Genomic DNA, 14,737 nt, shown 5'->3' on the forward strand with positions numbered 1-14,737 from the left:
CGCGCAGCCAAGCCGCATTGACAAGCGGCCCCTTGGCTTCGAAAACGCGGCCTCTCTCGCGCTAGTCCCGGAATACACCGAGCCTTCGATGACCTACATCGTTACCGACGCCTGCATCAAATGTAAGTTCATGGACTGCGTCGAGGTGTGCCCGGTCGACTGCTTCTATGAGGGCGAGAACTTCCTGGCCATCAATCCGGACGAATGCATCGACTGCGGCGTCTGCGAGCCCGAGTGCCCGATCGACGCCATCAAGCCCGACACCGAGGACGAGCCCGACGGCAAATGGCTGCGGATCAATTCCGAATACGCCAAGATCTGGCCGAACATCACGGTCAAGGGCACGCCGCCCGCCGACCGCGAAGACTTCGAACGCGAAACCGGCAAGTTCGAGAAATATTTCAGCGAAAAGCCCGGCAAGGGCAGCTGAGCCGACTGGCCCCGGGCTTCGGCTCAGGGGGCTCCGGCCGACGGATGGTTGACGATCACGCCGCCCCCGCTGGACGGACGAGCGAAATCGCGTATTTCGCCGTAAATCTCCCGAAAGATCGGCCAAATCAGCTTGGCCGGGCGGCTAAACAGGTCGCAAGCCTTTCATCAAGCTGAATTTTATGATATTGTCGCTCTCGACGTAACGGTCGCGATTGTTCGCGCCTGCCGTCATGTGGACGATGTCAGCCGGGAAACCGGCGCGCCCGATCGAAGGCGAAGGGTGACTTAAGCACTATTCCAAATCCTGACCGGTATTGGCCCCGCAACATTTCGCGGACGGGTCCTTGTCGCCGTTTGGGACACCCTTTGGATGGTTTCGAGACGCGGTGTTTTGGGCTTGGCCCGAACTTATTGAGGACGAACGAATGAGCAAGAGCGGTCTGGAATTCTCGGTCGGCGATCACGTCGTTTATCCCGCGCACGGCGTGGGCAGCATCCAGGGCGTCGAGACCCAGGAAGTGGCCGGGATGTCGCTCGAGGTCTACATCATCACCTTCGACCACGAGAAGATGACCCTGCGCGTGCCGACCAAGAAGGCCAAGACCGCGGGCCTGCGCCCGCTGGCCGAAGGCAATGTCGTCAGCCAGGCCCTGACCACCCTGAAGGGCCGCGCCCGCGTGAAGCGCACTATGTGGTCGCGCCGCGCCCAGGAATACGAAGCCAAGATCAATTCGGGCGACCTGATCTCGATCGCCGAGGTGGTCCGCGACCTGCACCGCGCCGAAAACCAGCCGGAACAGTCCTATTCCGAGCGCCAGCTCTATGAATCGGCCCTGGACCGCATGGCCCGGGAAGTCGCCGCCATCGAGCGCATCGACCGCGAAGCCGCCATCGGCATCCTGACCAAGTCTCTGGTCAAGAACGCCGCCTGAGCGCGGTCTGACGGCAATAGTCAGAGTTAAAGCGAAGCGCCCCCGGATTTCGATCCGGGGGCGTTTTGCGTTCTGACGTCCGGAAATGTTCTGAGGCGCCGAATGGTCGCGACCCGTACGAGGTCGATTGATACCGTTACCATTGTCAATTACCCTGACATGAACCAGGCTGGCCACGGACACAGAATCCGTGCCGACGAGGAAGCGCAGGAAGGATTCCAATGACCGACGCAAAGTTCCAGGGCCGGGCCAGACGGCCTTGGCGGCTCCTGATCGTGGGCCTGGCCCTGGCCGCCTGGCCGATGGCCGAGGCGGCGCACGCCCAGGCCAGGCCGCCGGCCTCGGCGGTCCAGCAGGGCGAGGACGGCCTCACGATCCGCACGGCCCAGGGCGCGGTCAATGTGCAGGTCTGGGGCGACAACATCGTCCGGGTCCGGCGCTACCGCGACGCGGCGCCGGAGCGGACCAGCCTGGCGGTGGTCCTGCCGCGGCCGGCCCAGCGCCTCCGCGTCGCCACCACCGCCGGCGGCGTCGAGATCACCACCCCGGCGCTGAAGGTGGCCATCGCCCGCGACAGCGGCGCGGTGTCGTTCAGCGACGCGGCCGGAAAGCCCTACACCCGCGAGTTGCTGGCGGCGGGGGACGACGGCCTGGCGCCGGCCACGGGCGGCGCGCCTGGCCAGTTCTCGATCCGCCAGGCGTTCGAGATCTCCGGTCCGCAGGAATTCCTGGGCCTTGGCCAGCATTCGGACGGCGCTCTCGACCGCACCGGCCACAGCGTGCTGCTGCAGCAGAAGAACACCGACGTCGCCGTGCCGATGCTGTGGTCCACGAAAGGCTACGGAATCCTGTGGGACAACGCCTCGGTGACGACCGTCGAGGTCGGCCTGCCCCAGGCCGCCAACCAGCTGGCGTTCCGGTCGGAGGCCGGGCGCGACGTCGACTACTACTTCATCGCCGGCTCCAAGCCCGACGCGGTGATCGCCGGCTATCGCCGCCTGACCGGGGCGGCGCCGATGATGGCCCGCTGGACCTGGGGCTTCTGGCAATCACGCGAACGCTACAGCTCGCAGGACGAGCTGGTCGGGATCGCCCGCCGCTATCGCCAGATGAACATCCCGATCGATGCGGTGATCCAGGACTGGCAGTACTGGGCCCCGGGCCAATGGGGCTCGCACCAGTTCGATCCCGCCCGTTACCCCGACCCCAGGAAGATGCTGGCCGACCTGAAGGCGATGGACGTGCACGCCATCGTCTCGGTCTGGCCGCGCTTCGATGCGGGCCTGGCCAACACCAAGGCGCTGGAGGCGGCCGGCGTGCTGTTCCCGCCCACCTACCGCAACGTCTATCCGGAAGGCTCCGGCCGCTGGTACGACGCCTATGGCAAGGCCGGGCGCGACCTCTACTGGTCGCAGATCTCCAAATCGATGACCCCGATCGGCTTCGACGGCTACTGGCTGGACGCCAGCGAGGCCGAGCTGGGCGGCGAATGGGGCCAGATGCGCGCCCTGACCACGGCGGCCGGCCCGGGGGCGGAGGTCTACAACGCCTATCCGCTGATGCACACGACGGGCGTCTATGACGGCCAGTTGAAGAACGCGCCTGGCAAGCGGCCGTTCGTGCTGACCCGCTCGGCCTGGCTGGGCCAGCAGCGCAACGCCGCGGTCACCTGGTCGGGCGACATCCACGGCGACTGGGCGGTGTTCCGCAAGCAGATCCCGGCCGGGCTGAACTTCGTGGCCAGCGGCATTCCCTACTGGAACACCGACATCGGCGGCTTCTTCGGCGGCGAGCCCAGCGATCCCGACTATCGCGAGCTGTTCGTGCGCTGGTTCCAGTTCGGCGCCTTCACCCCGATGTTCCGGGTGCACGGCACGGGTCCGGCCAAGGAGATCTGGCGGTTCGACGAGCCGGCCCAACGGATCCTGCGGCGCTATGTCGAGCTGCGCTACCGGCTGCTGCCCTACATCTATGCGACGTCGTGGCGGGTCACCGACCAGGGCTACACGATGATGCGGCCGCTGGAGATGGACTTCGCCGCCGACCCGCGGGCCCACGGGATTTCCGACCAGTACCTGTTCGGACAGGACCTGCTGGTCAGCCCGGTGGTCCAGCCCAAGGCCGAGACCCGGACCGTCTATCTGCCCGGCGCCGCGCCCTGGTACGACTTCTGGACCGGCCGCCGCTACGCTGGCGGATCGACGGTGACGGCCGCGGCGCCGCTGGACGTCCTGCCGATCCATGTCCGGGCCGGGGCCATCCTGCCGCTGGCGCCGGTGGTCCCGCACGCCCAGGCTGGCGCCGACGCGCCGCTGGAGATCCGCGTCTATCGCGGGGCCGACGGCGCTTTCACCCTCTATGACGACGAGGGCGACGGCCAGGGCTACCGGCAGGGTCGGCGGGCGACCATCGACCTGCGCTGGAACGAGGCCCGCAAGACCCTGACGATCGGGGCGCGGAAGGGACGCTATCCCGGCATGCCGCGCGAGCGGGTCTTCAACATCGTCTGGGTCGGCGACCAGACGGTGACGCCGCCGGCCCGGACGGTGCGCTACACCGGCCAGGAGACGGTGGTGGGCGCGCCTTAGAGGATGCTCGGCTTCGTGCGTGATCCTCGTCCTTCGACAAGCTCGGGATGAGGACCATTCACAAGCCCAGCAGCAAGAAAACCTCATCCTGAGCTTGTCGAAGGACGAGGTTTTCGGCTCCCGCGCTGAACGCCGATCCCGCTGCCGCGTAGCGATCGCCCCCTCCCCCGTCGCCGTCACTCGGACAGATCTTCAAGCTTTCAGGCGTGGGGCTTGGCTTAAACTCCGGCATGTTCGGATGCCGGCAGATCCTGGAGCGCGCCGCCCCGACAACTCGTCGATACGTCGTCTCGCTTTACTGCAAACCGCCTCCACGGCCATTGAACGGACCCGGTCCACAGCGGTGATAAATAGACCGATTACCTGATCGTCGAAAAATCCGGCGACCGGTGCTTGACCCGTGCTTGGCCTGTATTAAATTCGCCTCGTGCCGAACGCCTCATGGGTTCGGCTCTGGGGCGCCGAGCGCTTCGGGCGCCCCTCATGTCCAACTTGCTTGCGAGGAGATGGAAATGAGCACCGCTTTCGACTTTTCCCCCCTTTATCGCTCGATGATCGGCGTCGACCGCATGGCCGACCTGGCCGAGGCGGCGCTGCGCAGCAATGCCGACGCCAGTTATCCGCCTTTCGACGTCGAGAAGACGGGCCAGGACAGCTATCGCGTGACGATCGCCGCCGCGGGCTTTTCGCCGGCCGAGCTGGAGGTGACCGCCCAGCCGAACCTGCTGGTGGTGTCCGGCAAGAAGGCCCGGGCCGAGGAAGGCGCGCGCAACTTCCTGCACCGAGGCGTGGCCATGCGCGGGTTCGAGCGGCGCTTCGAACTGGCCGACCACGTGGTGGTCCGGTCGGCGAGCCACGCCGACGGCTTGCTGACGATCGATCTGGAGCGTGAAGTCCCCGAGGCGCTGAAGCCCCGGCGCATCGAGATCGGCCAGGCTCGCCAGCAGCAGTTGGCCGGGCCCGACAAGGCCCGCAAGGCGGCCTGAGGCGGGAGATGACCATGCTCGTCGCTTCCGAAACCGCCAAACGCGCCGCGCCCTGGCCCTGTCGCCCCGCCGTCGGCTTCCTGCATCCGCTGGAGGTGGTCAAGGACGGGGACCTCGACCTGCGGGCCAAGCGCGAAATCCTGGCGGCCTGGGCCTCGGACGCCAGCGCCGTCGAGGATCGCCCCACCTACCGCTGGCTGCTGGGCACCAGCGCCCCGGTGCCGGTGAGCGAGGTGCTGGCCGCGCTCCGGCGCCTGGACGCCGCGAGCCCCTCCTGAGGCCGGAGCCTTTTCCGACGAAGCGGACGCCGGTCGGAAAAGGCGTGAAGCCGAGGTCTGGAGCGCCGGCCTGACACCGTCAGGTCGGAGCCCTGGATCGGCGGTCGGCCGTCCCTGCCCGCCGGCCGCCCCGTTTTCAGTTTGATTTGGAGAAAGGTCGTGCCGACCGTGATTTCCGTCGCCCCCGAGGGCGACGCCTGGGGCGTGCGTTGCCCGGAGTTCGAAAACCCGATGATCTTCAAGAGCGGCGCCCGAGCCGAGGCGGCCGCGCGATGGCTGGCCCAACGCTTCAACCGGGCGGGCCGGACCTGCGTGCTGGAGCTGCGGCTCCGCAACGGCGACCTGGCGGGCCGCTTCCTCTGTCCGGCCGAACCGGGCCAAGATCCCGCCCAGCCCCGGGCGGCTTAAGGTAAGGCGACCTCGGGCGACGGCCCCTGGTCGCCTGTTGACAGCAGGCTGTCAGCAGGGGCGCGTCACGATGCCGGCGTTGTTCCAAGATGGAGATCGTCATGACCGACCTGCCGCTTAAGGCCCGCTGCCACTGCGGCGCCACCCAGTTCGAGGTGACCGAGGCGCCGACCGAACTGGGGGACTGCAACTGCTCGTTCTGCTCCCGGCGCGGCGCCCTGCACGCCTATTACCGGCCGGCCCAGTTCAAACTGACCACGGCCCGCGACCGGGTCTCGACCTATCAGTGGGGCCACTATCTGGGCCAGCACCACCACTGCGCCATCTGCGGCTGCCCGACCTATTCGGAATTTCCCAGTTTCGACAACGGCGCGCCCGACTTCGACGATCCGCGCATCAGCATCAACGCCCGGCTGCTGGTGGACTTCGCCTGGGACCAGCTGCCGGTGCGCAAGTACGACGGCAAGGCTTATTAGACCGGCCCGGGATCGGCCAGGCCGCCCCCGGCCTGTAAAAAGAATTTGACAGCACACGCCGGCATGTCAAAGGTCTTTTACAGGCAACGAGGAGGCCGACATGGCTGTCGAGCGACATCAGAAGAAGATCTGGAAGGCCGGGGGGGCGGCGCTCCTGGCCGCGCTGGTCGTCGGGCTGGCCAGCGGCGTGGTCATCGTCGCCGGCCAGGGCCGCGTTCCGCTGGTCGTGATCGTGTTGGCCTGCGCCGCCCTGACGGGCGCGGCGCTGCTGGCCACAACGCCCTGGTGGCGACGGTTGGACCACATGGCGCGCGACGCCCACCTGACCGCCTGGTACTGGGGCGCGTCGTTCGGCGGCGGCGTGGCGCTGCTGGCGGCCATCGCCGCGAGCGGCGTCCGAGCCCCCTTGTTCCAGGGCGCGGCCCTGGTCTTCCTGGCCCAGGTCGCGGCCTATGGCGTCTGCTGGCTGGGCTGGTGGGCGATGCGCCGGCCCAAGGCCTCGTGAAGAACCGGCTGCGCGAGGCCCGCCTGGCGCGGGGCTGGAGCCAGGGCGAACTGGCCGATCGGGTGGACGCTTCCCGCCAGACGATCAACGCGATCGAGGCCGACAAGTACGATCCCTCGCTGCCGCTGGCCTACCGTCTGGCCGCCCTGTTCGAGCTGCCGGTCGAGCAGATCTTCTTCAACCCGTTCGTGGCGGGCGGCGAGGATTGACGCTCAACCCCACCTTCGTGGACGAAGGACGGCGGCTCACGCCGCCTGGCCGAACCCCTTGACCGCGCCCTCCAGCAGGACCGGGTCGATCGGCTTGTTCAACACCAGGACGTCCTCGAAACCCTTGCGGGGCAAGGCGCCGTAGCCGGTGGCGAACACGAAGGGGATGCCGGCCGCCCGCAGCCGTTCGGCCACCGGAAAGACCATGGTCCCGCCGACATTGACGTCCAGCACCGCGCCGTCCAGGGCCGGCGGCGGGGCGGCCGCGTCCTTCAGATAGTCCAGGGCCTCGTCGACCGCGCCGAACGAGCCGGAGATCCGGCAGCCGATGTCGGTCAGCAGGTCCTCGACCATCAGGGCCACCAGGGCCTCGTCCTCGACGATCATGATGCGGGGCGCGGTCATGCCAGCGCCCTCGGCGCCGTGGCCGCCGCGATCCGGTCCGACAGCGGCGCGCGCAGGGCGTAGCTCAGGCCCTTGGGCTGGTAGGTCAGCCTGGCCTCGCCGCCCAGGTCGCGGGCGACGCCGCGCTCCAGCAGCTTGGTGCCGAACCCCTGGCGCTTGGGCACGAACACCGGCGGACCGCCGCGCTCGACCCATTCGAGCACCAGGCTGGGACCGGCCCCGCCCCCGCCCTCGCCATCACCCTCGACCTCCTCGATCCGCCAGACCACCGTGACCTGACCGCTGGCCGAGGTCAGCGCCCCGTGCTTGGCGGCGTTGACCATCAGTTCGTGCAGGGTCATGTGCAGGGCCACCGCCGTCTCGGCGGTTAGGGCGATGGCGGGACCGCGGGCGGTGAAGCGCGGGTCGGCCAGGCCGCCGAACGGCTGCAGCGCCGCCTCCAGCACGTCGCGCAGGTCGGTGCGCCCCCAGGCTTGGCGTGTCAGCAGCTCGTGGGCCCGAGACAGACCCATCAGCCGCGACTCGAACGACTCGGCGAAATCGGCGGGCGTAGGGGCGGCGCGCAGGGTCTGGCGGGCGATCGACTGCACGGAGGCCAGGGTGTTCTTCACTCGGTGGTCCAGCTCGCGCAGCAGGAAGGTGCGGCGCTCCAGGGCCTCGTTCAGCGAGGCGTAAAGCCTGGCGTTCTCGATGGCCGCCGCCGTGGCCCGGGCCATGGCCTCCAGCCGGATCACCGTGTCCGGCGAGGGCGTTTGGCCCACCGCCCAGTAGGCCCCGATCGCGGCGATCGGGTCCTTGGGGCGCACCGGCGTCATCACCAGGCTCTTGACGAAGGTCGGGCGGTAGGCGTCGTGCGGGATGCGATCGTCGGCGTAGATGTCGGGGACCACCACCGTCTGGCCGTGCAGCATGGCCCAGCCGGAGATGCAGGCGCTCATCGGAAAGCGCTGGCCCTTCCACATCGGGCCAATGGCGTCTTCGTCCAGGTACCAGCACTGGTCGCCGTCGCGCAGGACGAAGCAGACGCCGTCGGCGCCGGACATGCGCCGGGCGGCCGAGCGGACCACCGCGGCGACCTCCTCGATCGTGCGCGTGGCCGACAGCGCCTCGATGGTCTCGACCAGCGTGATCAGGGCGGCGTGATCCGCCTGTTCCGAACGCTCGGCGTTCGCGACGTTTAGCACTCTTGGTTGTCCCGATGTCCGTGTCCCGCGCGACCCTAGCACCCGCAGGGGTCGCGGCAAGGTGGAGCATAGGCTTAATGCTCGTCGCTCGCGGCTATGCGCGAGGCGCCCGCCATGACTGGCGCCCGACCGACGCGGCAAGATTCTCAACGACTTCAAGGCGCGAGACCCCGGAGCCCCGGGCCGGCGTGCGCGACAATCGGTCGCGATCCCACCGATCTTACGAACACGGCTCCACCAGCCCACACGACCGCCGTCGTCCGGGGTTCGCACGCCGGGAAACTTGCGCTATGCACCCTGGCGCGCGCAACGCGGCCCGGTAGCTCAGCAGGATAGAGCAGCGCTTTCCTAAAGCGAAGGTCAGGGGTTCGAGTCCCTTCCGGGCCGCCATTTAAGTGTCGTTGCAACTTAACGCGTACCCATTTGCAACTTAAGACCGTCAATAATGCGAGGCGGTCGCAGGTGGCTTTCCTGGCCATCCAAATAGGATGTCAAAGGCGTCCACAGCCAGCATACCACAGGCTGCAGACGCGACCGTCTGGAGCGTAAGAGGAGTTACGCCGTACCGTAGAGGCGGTCTTGCAGCAGTCGTCCCTTTGCAGCGCGTCTGCGATGGGCCAAATAGGCTCGGGATTAGCAGCTAGAGACGCAGCGCGTGAAAACAGCAGAATTCGGAGCGAAGCTATGGAGCCTCTGCCACGTTCTGCGAGACGACGGCATCGTCTACCATAAGTATATGGCCGAGTTGAGTTATCTGCTCTTCCTCAAGATCGCGGAGGAGACGGACACCGAGGACGAGCTTCCCGAGGGCTGCCGATGGAGCGACCTGCGTGCTCACGCCGGCTCAGGGATGCTGAGCTTCTATCGCAAAATGCTGACTAGCCTTGGTGAGGACGTCGGCAACAGCGAGATCAGCCGCATCTTCGCCTTCCCGACCACGGTCTTCTCTCACGACGAAAACCTCGCGAAGGTGTTCCGGTCGATGGACGAACTCGACTGGCACGCTGTGGGGGCGGATCGGTTCGGCGACGTTTACGAATATCTCCTCCGCGAAAGCTCGGAGGGGCGAGCGGGCGCGGGCCAGTACTTCACGCCGCGCGCCCTGGTCGATTGCCTGGTTGAGCTGATGCGCCCGGCACCGGGTGAGGTCATACAAGATCCAGCAGCGGGCACCGGCGGCTTCCTAGTCTCGGGGACAGGACACGCCGCCGGGCGTTCGCGCCTTGCGCCTCAGCGCTTTACGATCAACGCGGGTTGACCTGGACGACGTTCGATATCTTCCCATTTCGCCGACACAAGCCGCGCGATATGAGTTGGCGAGCGGTGATATTCTCGTCAGTCGCGGCAACGGAACCAAGGCTCTGGTGGGGCGTGCATCGCTGATGGAGGCACCGCGTGAGCTGACCATCTATCCGGACACCGCCTTTCGGTTGCGGCCTGATCCGACGCGCGCTGACTCGGCTTGGTTGGCGTTCGTCTGGAACGCGCCTCAGGTCCGGCGCCGGATAGAACGCAAAGCGAGGACGACGGCGGGCATCTGGAAGATCCGGCAAGCCGACGTCATCGACCACAAGCTCCCGCTGCCATCGATCGAGGAGCAGCATGAAATCGTCCGAATTCTGCATGAATCGCTCGGCCGCATCGATGCGCTAACGAGGATCGCGATGCAGGCGCTCGACAACCTTGAGAGGTTGAGGGAAACGTTGCTGTCGCAGGCGTTTCGCGGCGAACTCGCCAAAAATGCGCTGGAGGGGTTGAGCCGAACGACGCTCGCGGAGTTGCGGCTGCGGGCCACGACCGCGGAGAATGATTGGGCGCCGGCTTCCGCCGGCCCTCAGCAGGAAGGACCAGTGGAGATGAGCCGTATCCTGAAATCCCGTCTGGATTCCGATGTTCGCGACAAGCCCTATCTGGCTAACCTGCTGAAATCTGGTGGTGAGGAAAGCCTGTCCGCCAAAGCCCTTTTTGCTCTGACGGAGTTGTCGGTCGCCGACTTCTACAAACAGCTGATGTGGGAGCTAGGTCATCGTCATCTGGTCGAGAACGGCGACGAATTCCGGGCTGCCTCATCCCAATGCCCAAGCAACAGCGAGCAGAGGCTTCGCACGTCCGCCTTGGACCGCCCCGCAAGCACCTTGCCAGATCTCTGCGAATTTGCACAAAAGACCACTGTTGCCGACGGCCATGACCTTCGCCACTGCTCCCGAAGTCCTGCGGTATGCCTACCGATCACGACATGGATCAGTTGGCCACCTAGTCGCTCCAGCTGGTCTAGAGGCGAGCGGGACGAGAGGAGTTCTTCGGCCCAGGCTAAAGCGATGCCCGACGCGCGCGGCCCAAGTGAAGCCTGAAATTCTTCGATCTGATTGGGATGGAATACCTTGGCACCGAAGCCGGCTAAAAAGCCGACTAGGGGGCCATTCGCCATGAGCGGCGACGCAATAAAAACGGATCCGGCCGCACGATTGACCGACGCCACAAGTTGGTCGGGATCGATCAAGGTCTCAGAGTCATGCCGCACGTGGTCAAGATTGAGGTTGGGCAGGAGCATGCCGCGCAAATTCTGACCGCGCAGATCCGCGCCATCGAGCTTGGTACCGATGTAGAAGCTGCGCGGATCGGCACCCGCGAGCCTCGCCAGCTCGCGCAAGTCTGCGGTCTCAGCGCGCAGGACCCGCTCAATGGCGTCCATGATGTCGTCGAGCCGCCGGGCGGTCACTCGTCGTCCCCGACCACGACCTCGGCCAAGCACATTTGAGCGTACGGCTCGTCGAGCGCGCCATAGACAAGGCCGGCCTTCAGCAACCGATCGCGGATCACAGCCTCGGCAGCGACGACGCGGTTGCGGTGGGTGGAGAACGAAACGCTGCGCTTGTTCATGCGAGACCTTGTTCGCAGGGCGGCTTACCAGGCGCCGGTACAGTTCCGCCATCTGATCGGCGGCCTCACGTGAAACTTCTTCACGGTCGTTGTTGAAGACTGGCTTCGGGCTGTCAGGAAATAGGAAGTTTAGGGCCGTGTAGCGATGCGGCAATTCGTCTAGCGTAACCAGATCGACAGGTTCATCTGGTTGCTTGTCGAAATTGTAGATCCAAAACTCTCTAAAATTGCATAAAATGACGTACCGGGGACGGTTTGGGACGGCTGCGATCCAATAGTCAAAGGCCTGTTGATAATGTAGATTGAGCTTTTGCCCCGCACTTTTCATCTCAATGAGGCATACAGGCTTCCAAATTAGGTCGATGAATTTCTTGCCCTTGCCGCCTTTTTTGGTGACGCGATCCTCCAGGACTGCCCCTGCTTCGAGATACCCTTTGTGCCCGAAAGCCTGAAACAGCCGCTCACAAAAGACCTGCGCTTGTCCCTTTTCATCCTTCAGGGGCGTCGCGTAGGGCGGGGACGCCAGGCGCGCCATGAAGTCGTCCAGCCAGGCGCTGGCCATCGATGCATAGAGCGCCTCTCGAAGACCGCGTAACAGAGATCACGCGCCTTCGAGGGAAGATGGGCGATCTGTCCACGGCGACCGGCCCATCAGGGTCGATTGCAGAAAGAACCTTCACCGCTGGGGGCTTTAGCCGCGTCGCAATTGATCGTCCCGCATCACCAGCTCGATCCTCTCGCCCGGTCGCATGTCCGCGACGAACGATCGCCCCGCGACGCGCACCATGTGGCGGCCGGGCTTGTCCGCCGTCAGCCGGGCCCGCAGCAGCTTCCCGTCCTTCCACCACACGTCGACGCCCAGGCCGCCGCGCGCCCGCAGGCCCGTCAGCTTGCCGTTCGGCCAGGCCGAAGGCAGGGCCGGCAACAGGTGCACCGCGCCGTTGCGGCTCTGCAGGATCATCTCGGTCATGCCGCTGGTCCCGCCGAAATTGCCGTCGATCTGGAACGGCGGATGGGCGTCGAACATGTTGGGATAGGTGCGCTCGGGACTCAGCAGCAGCTTGAGGATGCCATGGGCGTGGTCGCCCTGGCCCAGCCTGGCCCACAGGTTCAGCCGCCAGGCGATGGCCCAGCCGGTGGAAAGGTCACCGCGGGTCTCCAGCGTCTTGCGGGCCGCCGCCGCGAGATCGGGCGTCAGGTCCAAGGCGATCTGGTCGGACGGGAACAGGCCGTAGAGGTGCGAGACGTGGCGGTGATGGATGTCCATGGCGCCGGCGTCCCAGTCCTCCTGCCATTCCTGAAGCTGGCCCTCCTTGCCGATCCTGTAGGGGGCCAGCCTGTCGCGCGTCGCCGCGAATTCCGCCGCCAGCGGCGCATCGCGCCCGAGGATCCGCGCGGCGGCGATGCAGTTGTCGAACAGGTCGCGAAGGATGGCCTCGTCCATGGTCGGACCCGCGACCAGGGCCGACCCGCGGCCGTGGTTGTTCTCCGGCGAGATCGACGGATTGGTCACCAGCCGGCCGGACTTGGGATCGACCACCAGGGCGTCGAGGAAGAACAGCACCGCGCCCTTCATCAGCGGATAGACGTCGGCCAGATAGGCCGTGTCGCGGCCGTAGTCGTAGTGGTCCCACAGGTGCTTGCACAGCCACGCGCCGCCGGTCGGCCAGACGCCGTATTCCGCGCCGTCGATCGGCGCCGTCGCCCGCCAAAGGTCGGTGTTGTGGTGGGCGACCCAGCCGCGCGCGCCGTACATCGCCTTGGCCGTTCGCGCGCCGGTGACCGAAAGGTCGCGGACCATCTCGACCAGGGGCTTGACGCATTCGGCCAGGCCGGTGGGCTCGGCGGGCCAGTAGTTCATCTCGGTATTGATGTTGATCGTGAACTTGCTGCCCCAGGGCGGGTTCATGCTGTCGTTCCACAGGCCCTGCAGGTTGGCCGGCTGGCCGCCGCGGCGCGAGCAGGCGATCAGCAGATAGCGGCCGTACTGGAAATAGAGGGCCGCGAGCGCCGGGTCGTCGGTGGTCGGCGACAGGCGGATGCGCTCGTCGGTCGGCCGCAAGGCCGCGCCCGTCGTCCCGAAATCCACGGCCACCTTGCGAAACAGGCGGCGATGGTCGGCCTGATGGTCGGCCAGCAGGACAGGCCACGGCTTGCGCGCGACGCGGGCCAGCCGCGCACGGTTGTCGGCGGCGGGATCGCCCGAGACGTCGTCGAAGCGGCGATAGCTGGTGCCGGCGACGATCAGCAGCAGCACCTCGTCCGCGCCGCGCACGGACAGGCCCTGGTCCTGGGCCAGAACCTTGCCGCCCTTGGCGACGACCTTGACCCGGCAGTCCACCGTCAGGGCGCTCGCGATCCCGTGCTGGCCGGCGTTGCGGCCGCTGAGCACCAGGGTGTCGCCGCCCTCCGCCGCGACCGTCGGCTTCAGGGGGCTGTCGAAGGCCAGGTCCACCGAGATCGCGCCCATCTTGTCGGCCGACAGCCGCACGGCGATCACCTGGTCGGGCGCGCTGGCGATGACCTCCCGCGCGAAGGCCACGCCGCCGTGCGAAAAGCGCGTCCGAGCTGTGGCCGCGTCGAGGTCGAGGTCGCGGACATAGCCTTCGCCGGCGTCCGGCAGGCCCGGGAACGACAGTTTCAGCGCGCCCAGGGTCTGGTAGGGCATCTGCCAGAGCGGCGTGGCCATGAACTTGGCGGCGGCCAGGGCCGAGGCGTCGGCGTACTGGCCCGCGTCGATCAGCCGGCGGATTTCCGGCAAGGCGCCCGCCGCCTGGGGATTGACCGGGTCATAGGGGCCGCCGCCCCACAGGGTGCTCTCGTTGAGCTGCAGTTGCTCGACGGCGGTCCCGCCAAACACCATCGCGCCCAGCCGGCCCGAGCCCACGGGCAGGGCCTCGACCCATTCCCTGGCCGGTTGCCGGTACCAGAGGCGCAGGCCCGTGGCGGCTTCTAGTGGAGTCGTTTGGGCCATGCCGGGCAAGGCGGCCATGGCCGAGCCCGCCAGGAAAACGGCGCGGCGGGTCGGGTTGGTCATGGCTGTCACTCCCCGGTCGTCCGCCTCGTTTGGACGGATTGAGCCGGAAATGTCTATCCATGGGAGCGGTATTGTTTGCAAGAGTGAAATTTGTTTCACCCATGATCGCGCCGCCGGGCCTCTTTCAGCGGGGCGTTTCGCCGGCTTGGCCGCGTGGGCAAGCCGGCGAACGCGTCACGCCTACGGGTTCAGCAGCGCCGGATCCCCGCCCCGGGTGGTGGTGCTGATGCTGAGCGCCCGCTCGACCGCTCGGCCGCCGAACGGCTGGACGTCGACCACGGCGCGGGTCATCGAGCGGTTGGCATAGCCGTTGCCGGCCGGGACGCGCCGCTGGACGTCGGTCGCGAAGCGCTCGATCCGCGAACGCTCTTAGGTCGGGGCGTTAACTTGGCGAATTGCGCCGCCCCTTTGAATTCA

General features: G+C 66.8%; 16 protein-coding genes, 1 tRNA gene and 2 pseudogenes. 13 read left to right on the forward strand and 6 right to left on the reverse strand.

Annotation, left to right across the window (positions count from 1 at the left end):
* Positions 1–88 precede the first annotated feature (88 nt).
* The 9 genes from fdxA to ASD47_RS27480 all read left to right on the forward strand — a co-directional run bounded on the left by fdxA (position 89) and on the right by ASD47_RS27480 (position 6,814).
* Positions 89–430, forward strand: coding sequence for a ferredoxin FdxA (gene fdxA, locus ASD47_RS07125; RefSeq protein ID WP_056753603.1), 342 nt, complete (start codon positions 89–91; stop codon positions 428–430).
* A 427-nt stretch (positions 431–857) separates the two neighbouring features.
* Positions 858–1,364, forward strand: a complete 507-nt coding sequence (locus tag ASD47_RS07130) for a CarD family transcriptional regulator (protein ID WP_019848404.1) — start codon at positions 858–860, stop codon at positions 1,362–1,364.
* A 221-nt stretch (positions 1,365–1,585) separates the two neighbouring features.
* Positions 1,586–3,952, forward strand: coding sequence for a TIM-barrel domain-containing protein (locus tag ASD47_RS07135; protein ID WP_056753605.1), 2,367 nt, complete (start codon positions 1,586–1,588; stop codon positions 3,950–3,952).
* Positions 3,953–4,464: 512 nt separating this feature from the next.
* Positions 4,465–4,938, forward strand: coding sequence for an Hsp20 family protein (locus ASD47_RS07140; protein ID WP_056753609.1), 474 nt, complete (start codon positions 4,465–4,467; stop codon positions 4,936–4,938).
* A 14-nt stretch (positions 4,939–4,952) separates the two neighbouring features.
* Positions 4,953–5,216 (forward strand): hypothetical protein, encoded by a 264-nt coding sequence (locus tag ASD47_RS07145; protein WP_056753686.1) that lies wholly within the window; start codon positions 4,953–4,955, stop codon positions 5,214–5,216.
* Between the two features lie 159 nt (positions 5,217–5,375).
* Complete coding sequence (locus ASD47_RS07150) at positions 5,376–5,624, forward strand: hypothetical protein (protein WP_056753612.1); 249 nt, start codon at positions 5,376–5,378, stop codon at positions 5,622–5,624.
* A gap of 101 nt (positions 5,625–5,725) precedes the next feature.
* Positions 5,726–6,100, forward strand: a complete 375-nt coding sequence (locus ASD47_RS07155; RefSeq protein ID WP_082564509.1) for a GFA family protein — start codon at positions 5,726–5,728, stop codon at positions 6,098–6,100.
* A gap of 100 nt (positions 6,101–6,200) precedes the next feature.
* On the forward strand, positions 6,201–6,605 hold the full coding sequence (locus ASD47_RS27475; RefSeq protein WP_056753615.1) for a hypothetical protein: 405 nt from the start codon (positions 6,201–6,203) through the stop codon (positions 6,603–6,605).
* Positions 6,602–6,814: a helix-turn-helix transcriptional regulator gene (locus ASD47_RS27480; RefSeq protein WP_056753618.1), complete on the forward strand. Its 213-nt coding sequence runs from the start codon at positions 6,602–6,604 to the stop codon at positions 6,812–6,814. Before ASD47_RS27475 ends, ASD47_RS27480 begins: the two co-directional genes overlap by 4 nt.
* Before the next feature lie 36 nt (positions 6,815–6,850).
* Here ASD47_RS27480 and ASD47_RS07170 read toward each other — a convergent pair whose 3' ends face one another.
* Together ASD47_RS07170 and ASD47_RS07175 are read right to left on the reverse strand one after the other, a co-directional pair.
* Positions 6,851–7,219, reverse strand: coding sequence for a response regulator (locus ASD47_RS07170; RefSeq protein WP_056753620.1), 369 nt, complete (start codon positions 7,217–7,219; stop codon positions 6,851–6,853).
* Entirely contained in the window at positions 7,216–8,403 is a 1,188-nt protein-coding gene (locus ASD47_RS07175) for a sensor histidine kinase (protein ID WP_056753623.1), read from the reverse strand. Before ASD47_RS07175 ends, ASD47_RS07170 begins: the two co-directional genes overlap by 4 nt.
* A 313-nt stretch (positions 8,404–8,716) precedes the next feature.
* Here ASD47_RS07175 and ASD47_RS07180 point away from each other — a divergent pair.
* From ASD47_RS07180 to ASD47_RS26555, 4 genes are all read left to right on the forward strand, one after another.
* Positions 8,717–8,793 (forward strand) — tRNA-Arg (locus tag ASD47_RS07180).
* 265 nt (positions 8,794–9,058) lie between these two features.
* Positions 9,059–9,661 carry an N-6 DNA methylase gene (locus tag ASD47_RS07185; protein WP_082564506.1) on the forward strand — a complete coding sequence of 201 codons (603 nt, stop codon included), beginning with the start codon at positions 9,059–9,061 and terminating at the stop codon, positions 9,659–9,661.
* A 55-nt stretch (positions 9,662–9,716) separates the two neighbouring features.
* Entirely contained in the window at positions 9,717–10,754 is a 1,038-nt protein-coding gene (locus tag ASD47_RS07190) for a hypothetical protein (protein ID WP_156402146.1), read from the forward strand.
* A 161-nt stretch (positions 10,755–10,915) separates the two neighbouring features.
* Positions 10,916–11,161: a hypothetical protein gene (locus tag ASD47_RS26555; protein WP_156402147.1), complete on the forward strand. Its 246-nt coding sequence runs from the start codon at positions 10,916–10,918 to the stop codon at positions 11,159–11,161.
* Here ASD47_RS26555 and ASD47_RS26560 read toward each other — a convergent pair.
* From ASD47_RS26560 to ASD47_RS26035, 4 genes and pseudogenes are all read right to left on the reverse strand, one after another.
* Positions 11,119–11,283 (reverse strand): hypothetical protein, encoded by a 165-nt coding sequence (locus ASD47_RS26560; protein ID WP_156402148.1) that lies wholly within the window; start codon positions 11,281–11,283, stop codon positions 11,119–11,121. The genes ASD47_RS26555 and ASD47_RS26560 overlap by 43 nt on opposite strands.
* A 34-nt stretch (positions 11,284–11,317) precedes the next feature.
* Positions 11,318–11,845: pseudogene (locus ASD47_RS28150) on the reverse strand (type IIL restriction-modification enzyme MmeI); the annotation flags it as partial.
* 129 nt (positions 11,846–11,974) lie between these two features.
* Entirely contained in the window at positions 11,975–14,320 is a 2,346-nt protein-coding gene (locus ASD47_RS07195) for a glycoside hydrolase N-terminal domain-containing protein (RefSeq protein WP_056753631.1), read from the reverse strand.
* Positions 14,321–14,500: 180 nt separating this feature from the next.
* Positions 14,501–14,683, reverse strand: a pseudogene (locus ASD47_RS26035) (hypothetical protein); the annotation flags it as partial.
* Positions 14,684–14,737 lie beyond the last annotated feature (54 nt).

Origin of the sequence: Caulobacter sp. Root1472, assembly GCF_001426985.1 — a bacterium.
Lineage (GTDB): Bacteria > Pseudomonadota > Alphaproteobacteria > Caulobacterales > Caulobacteraceae > Caulobacter > Caulobacter rhizosphaerae.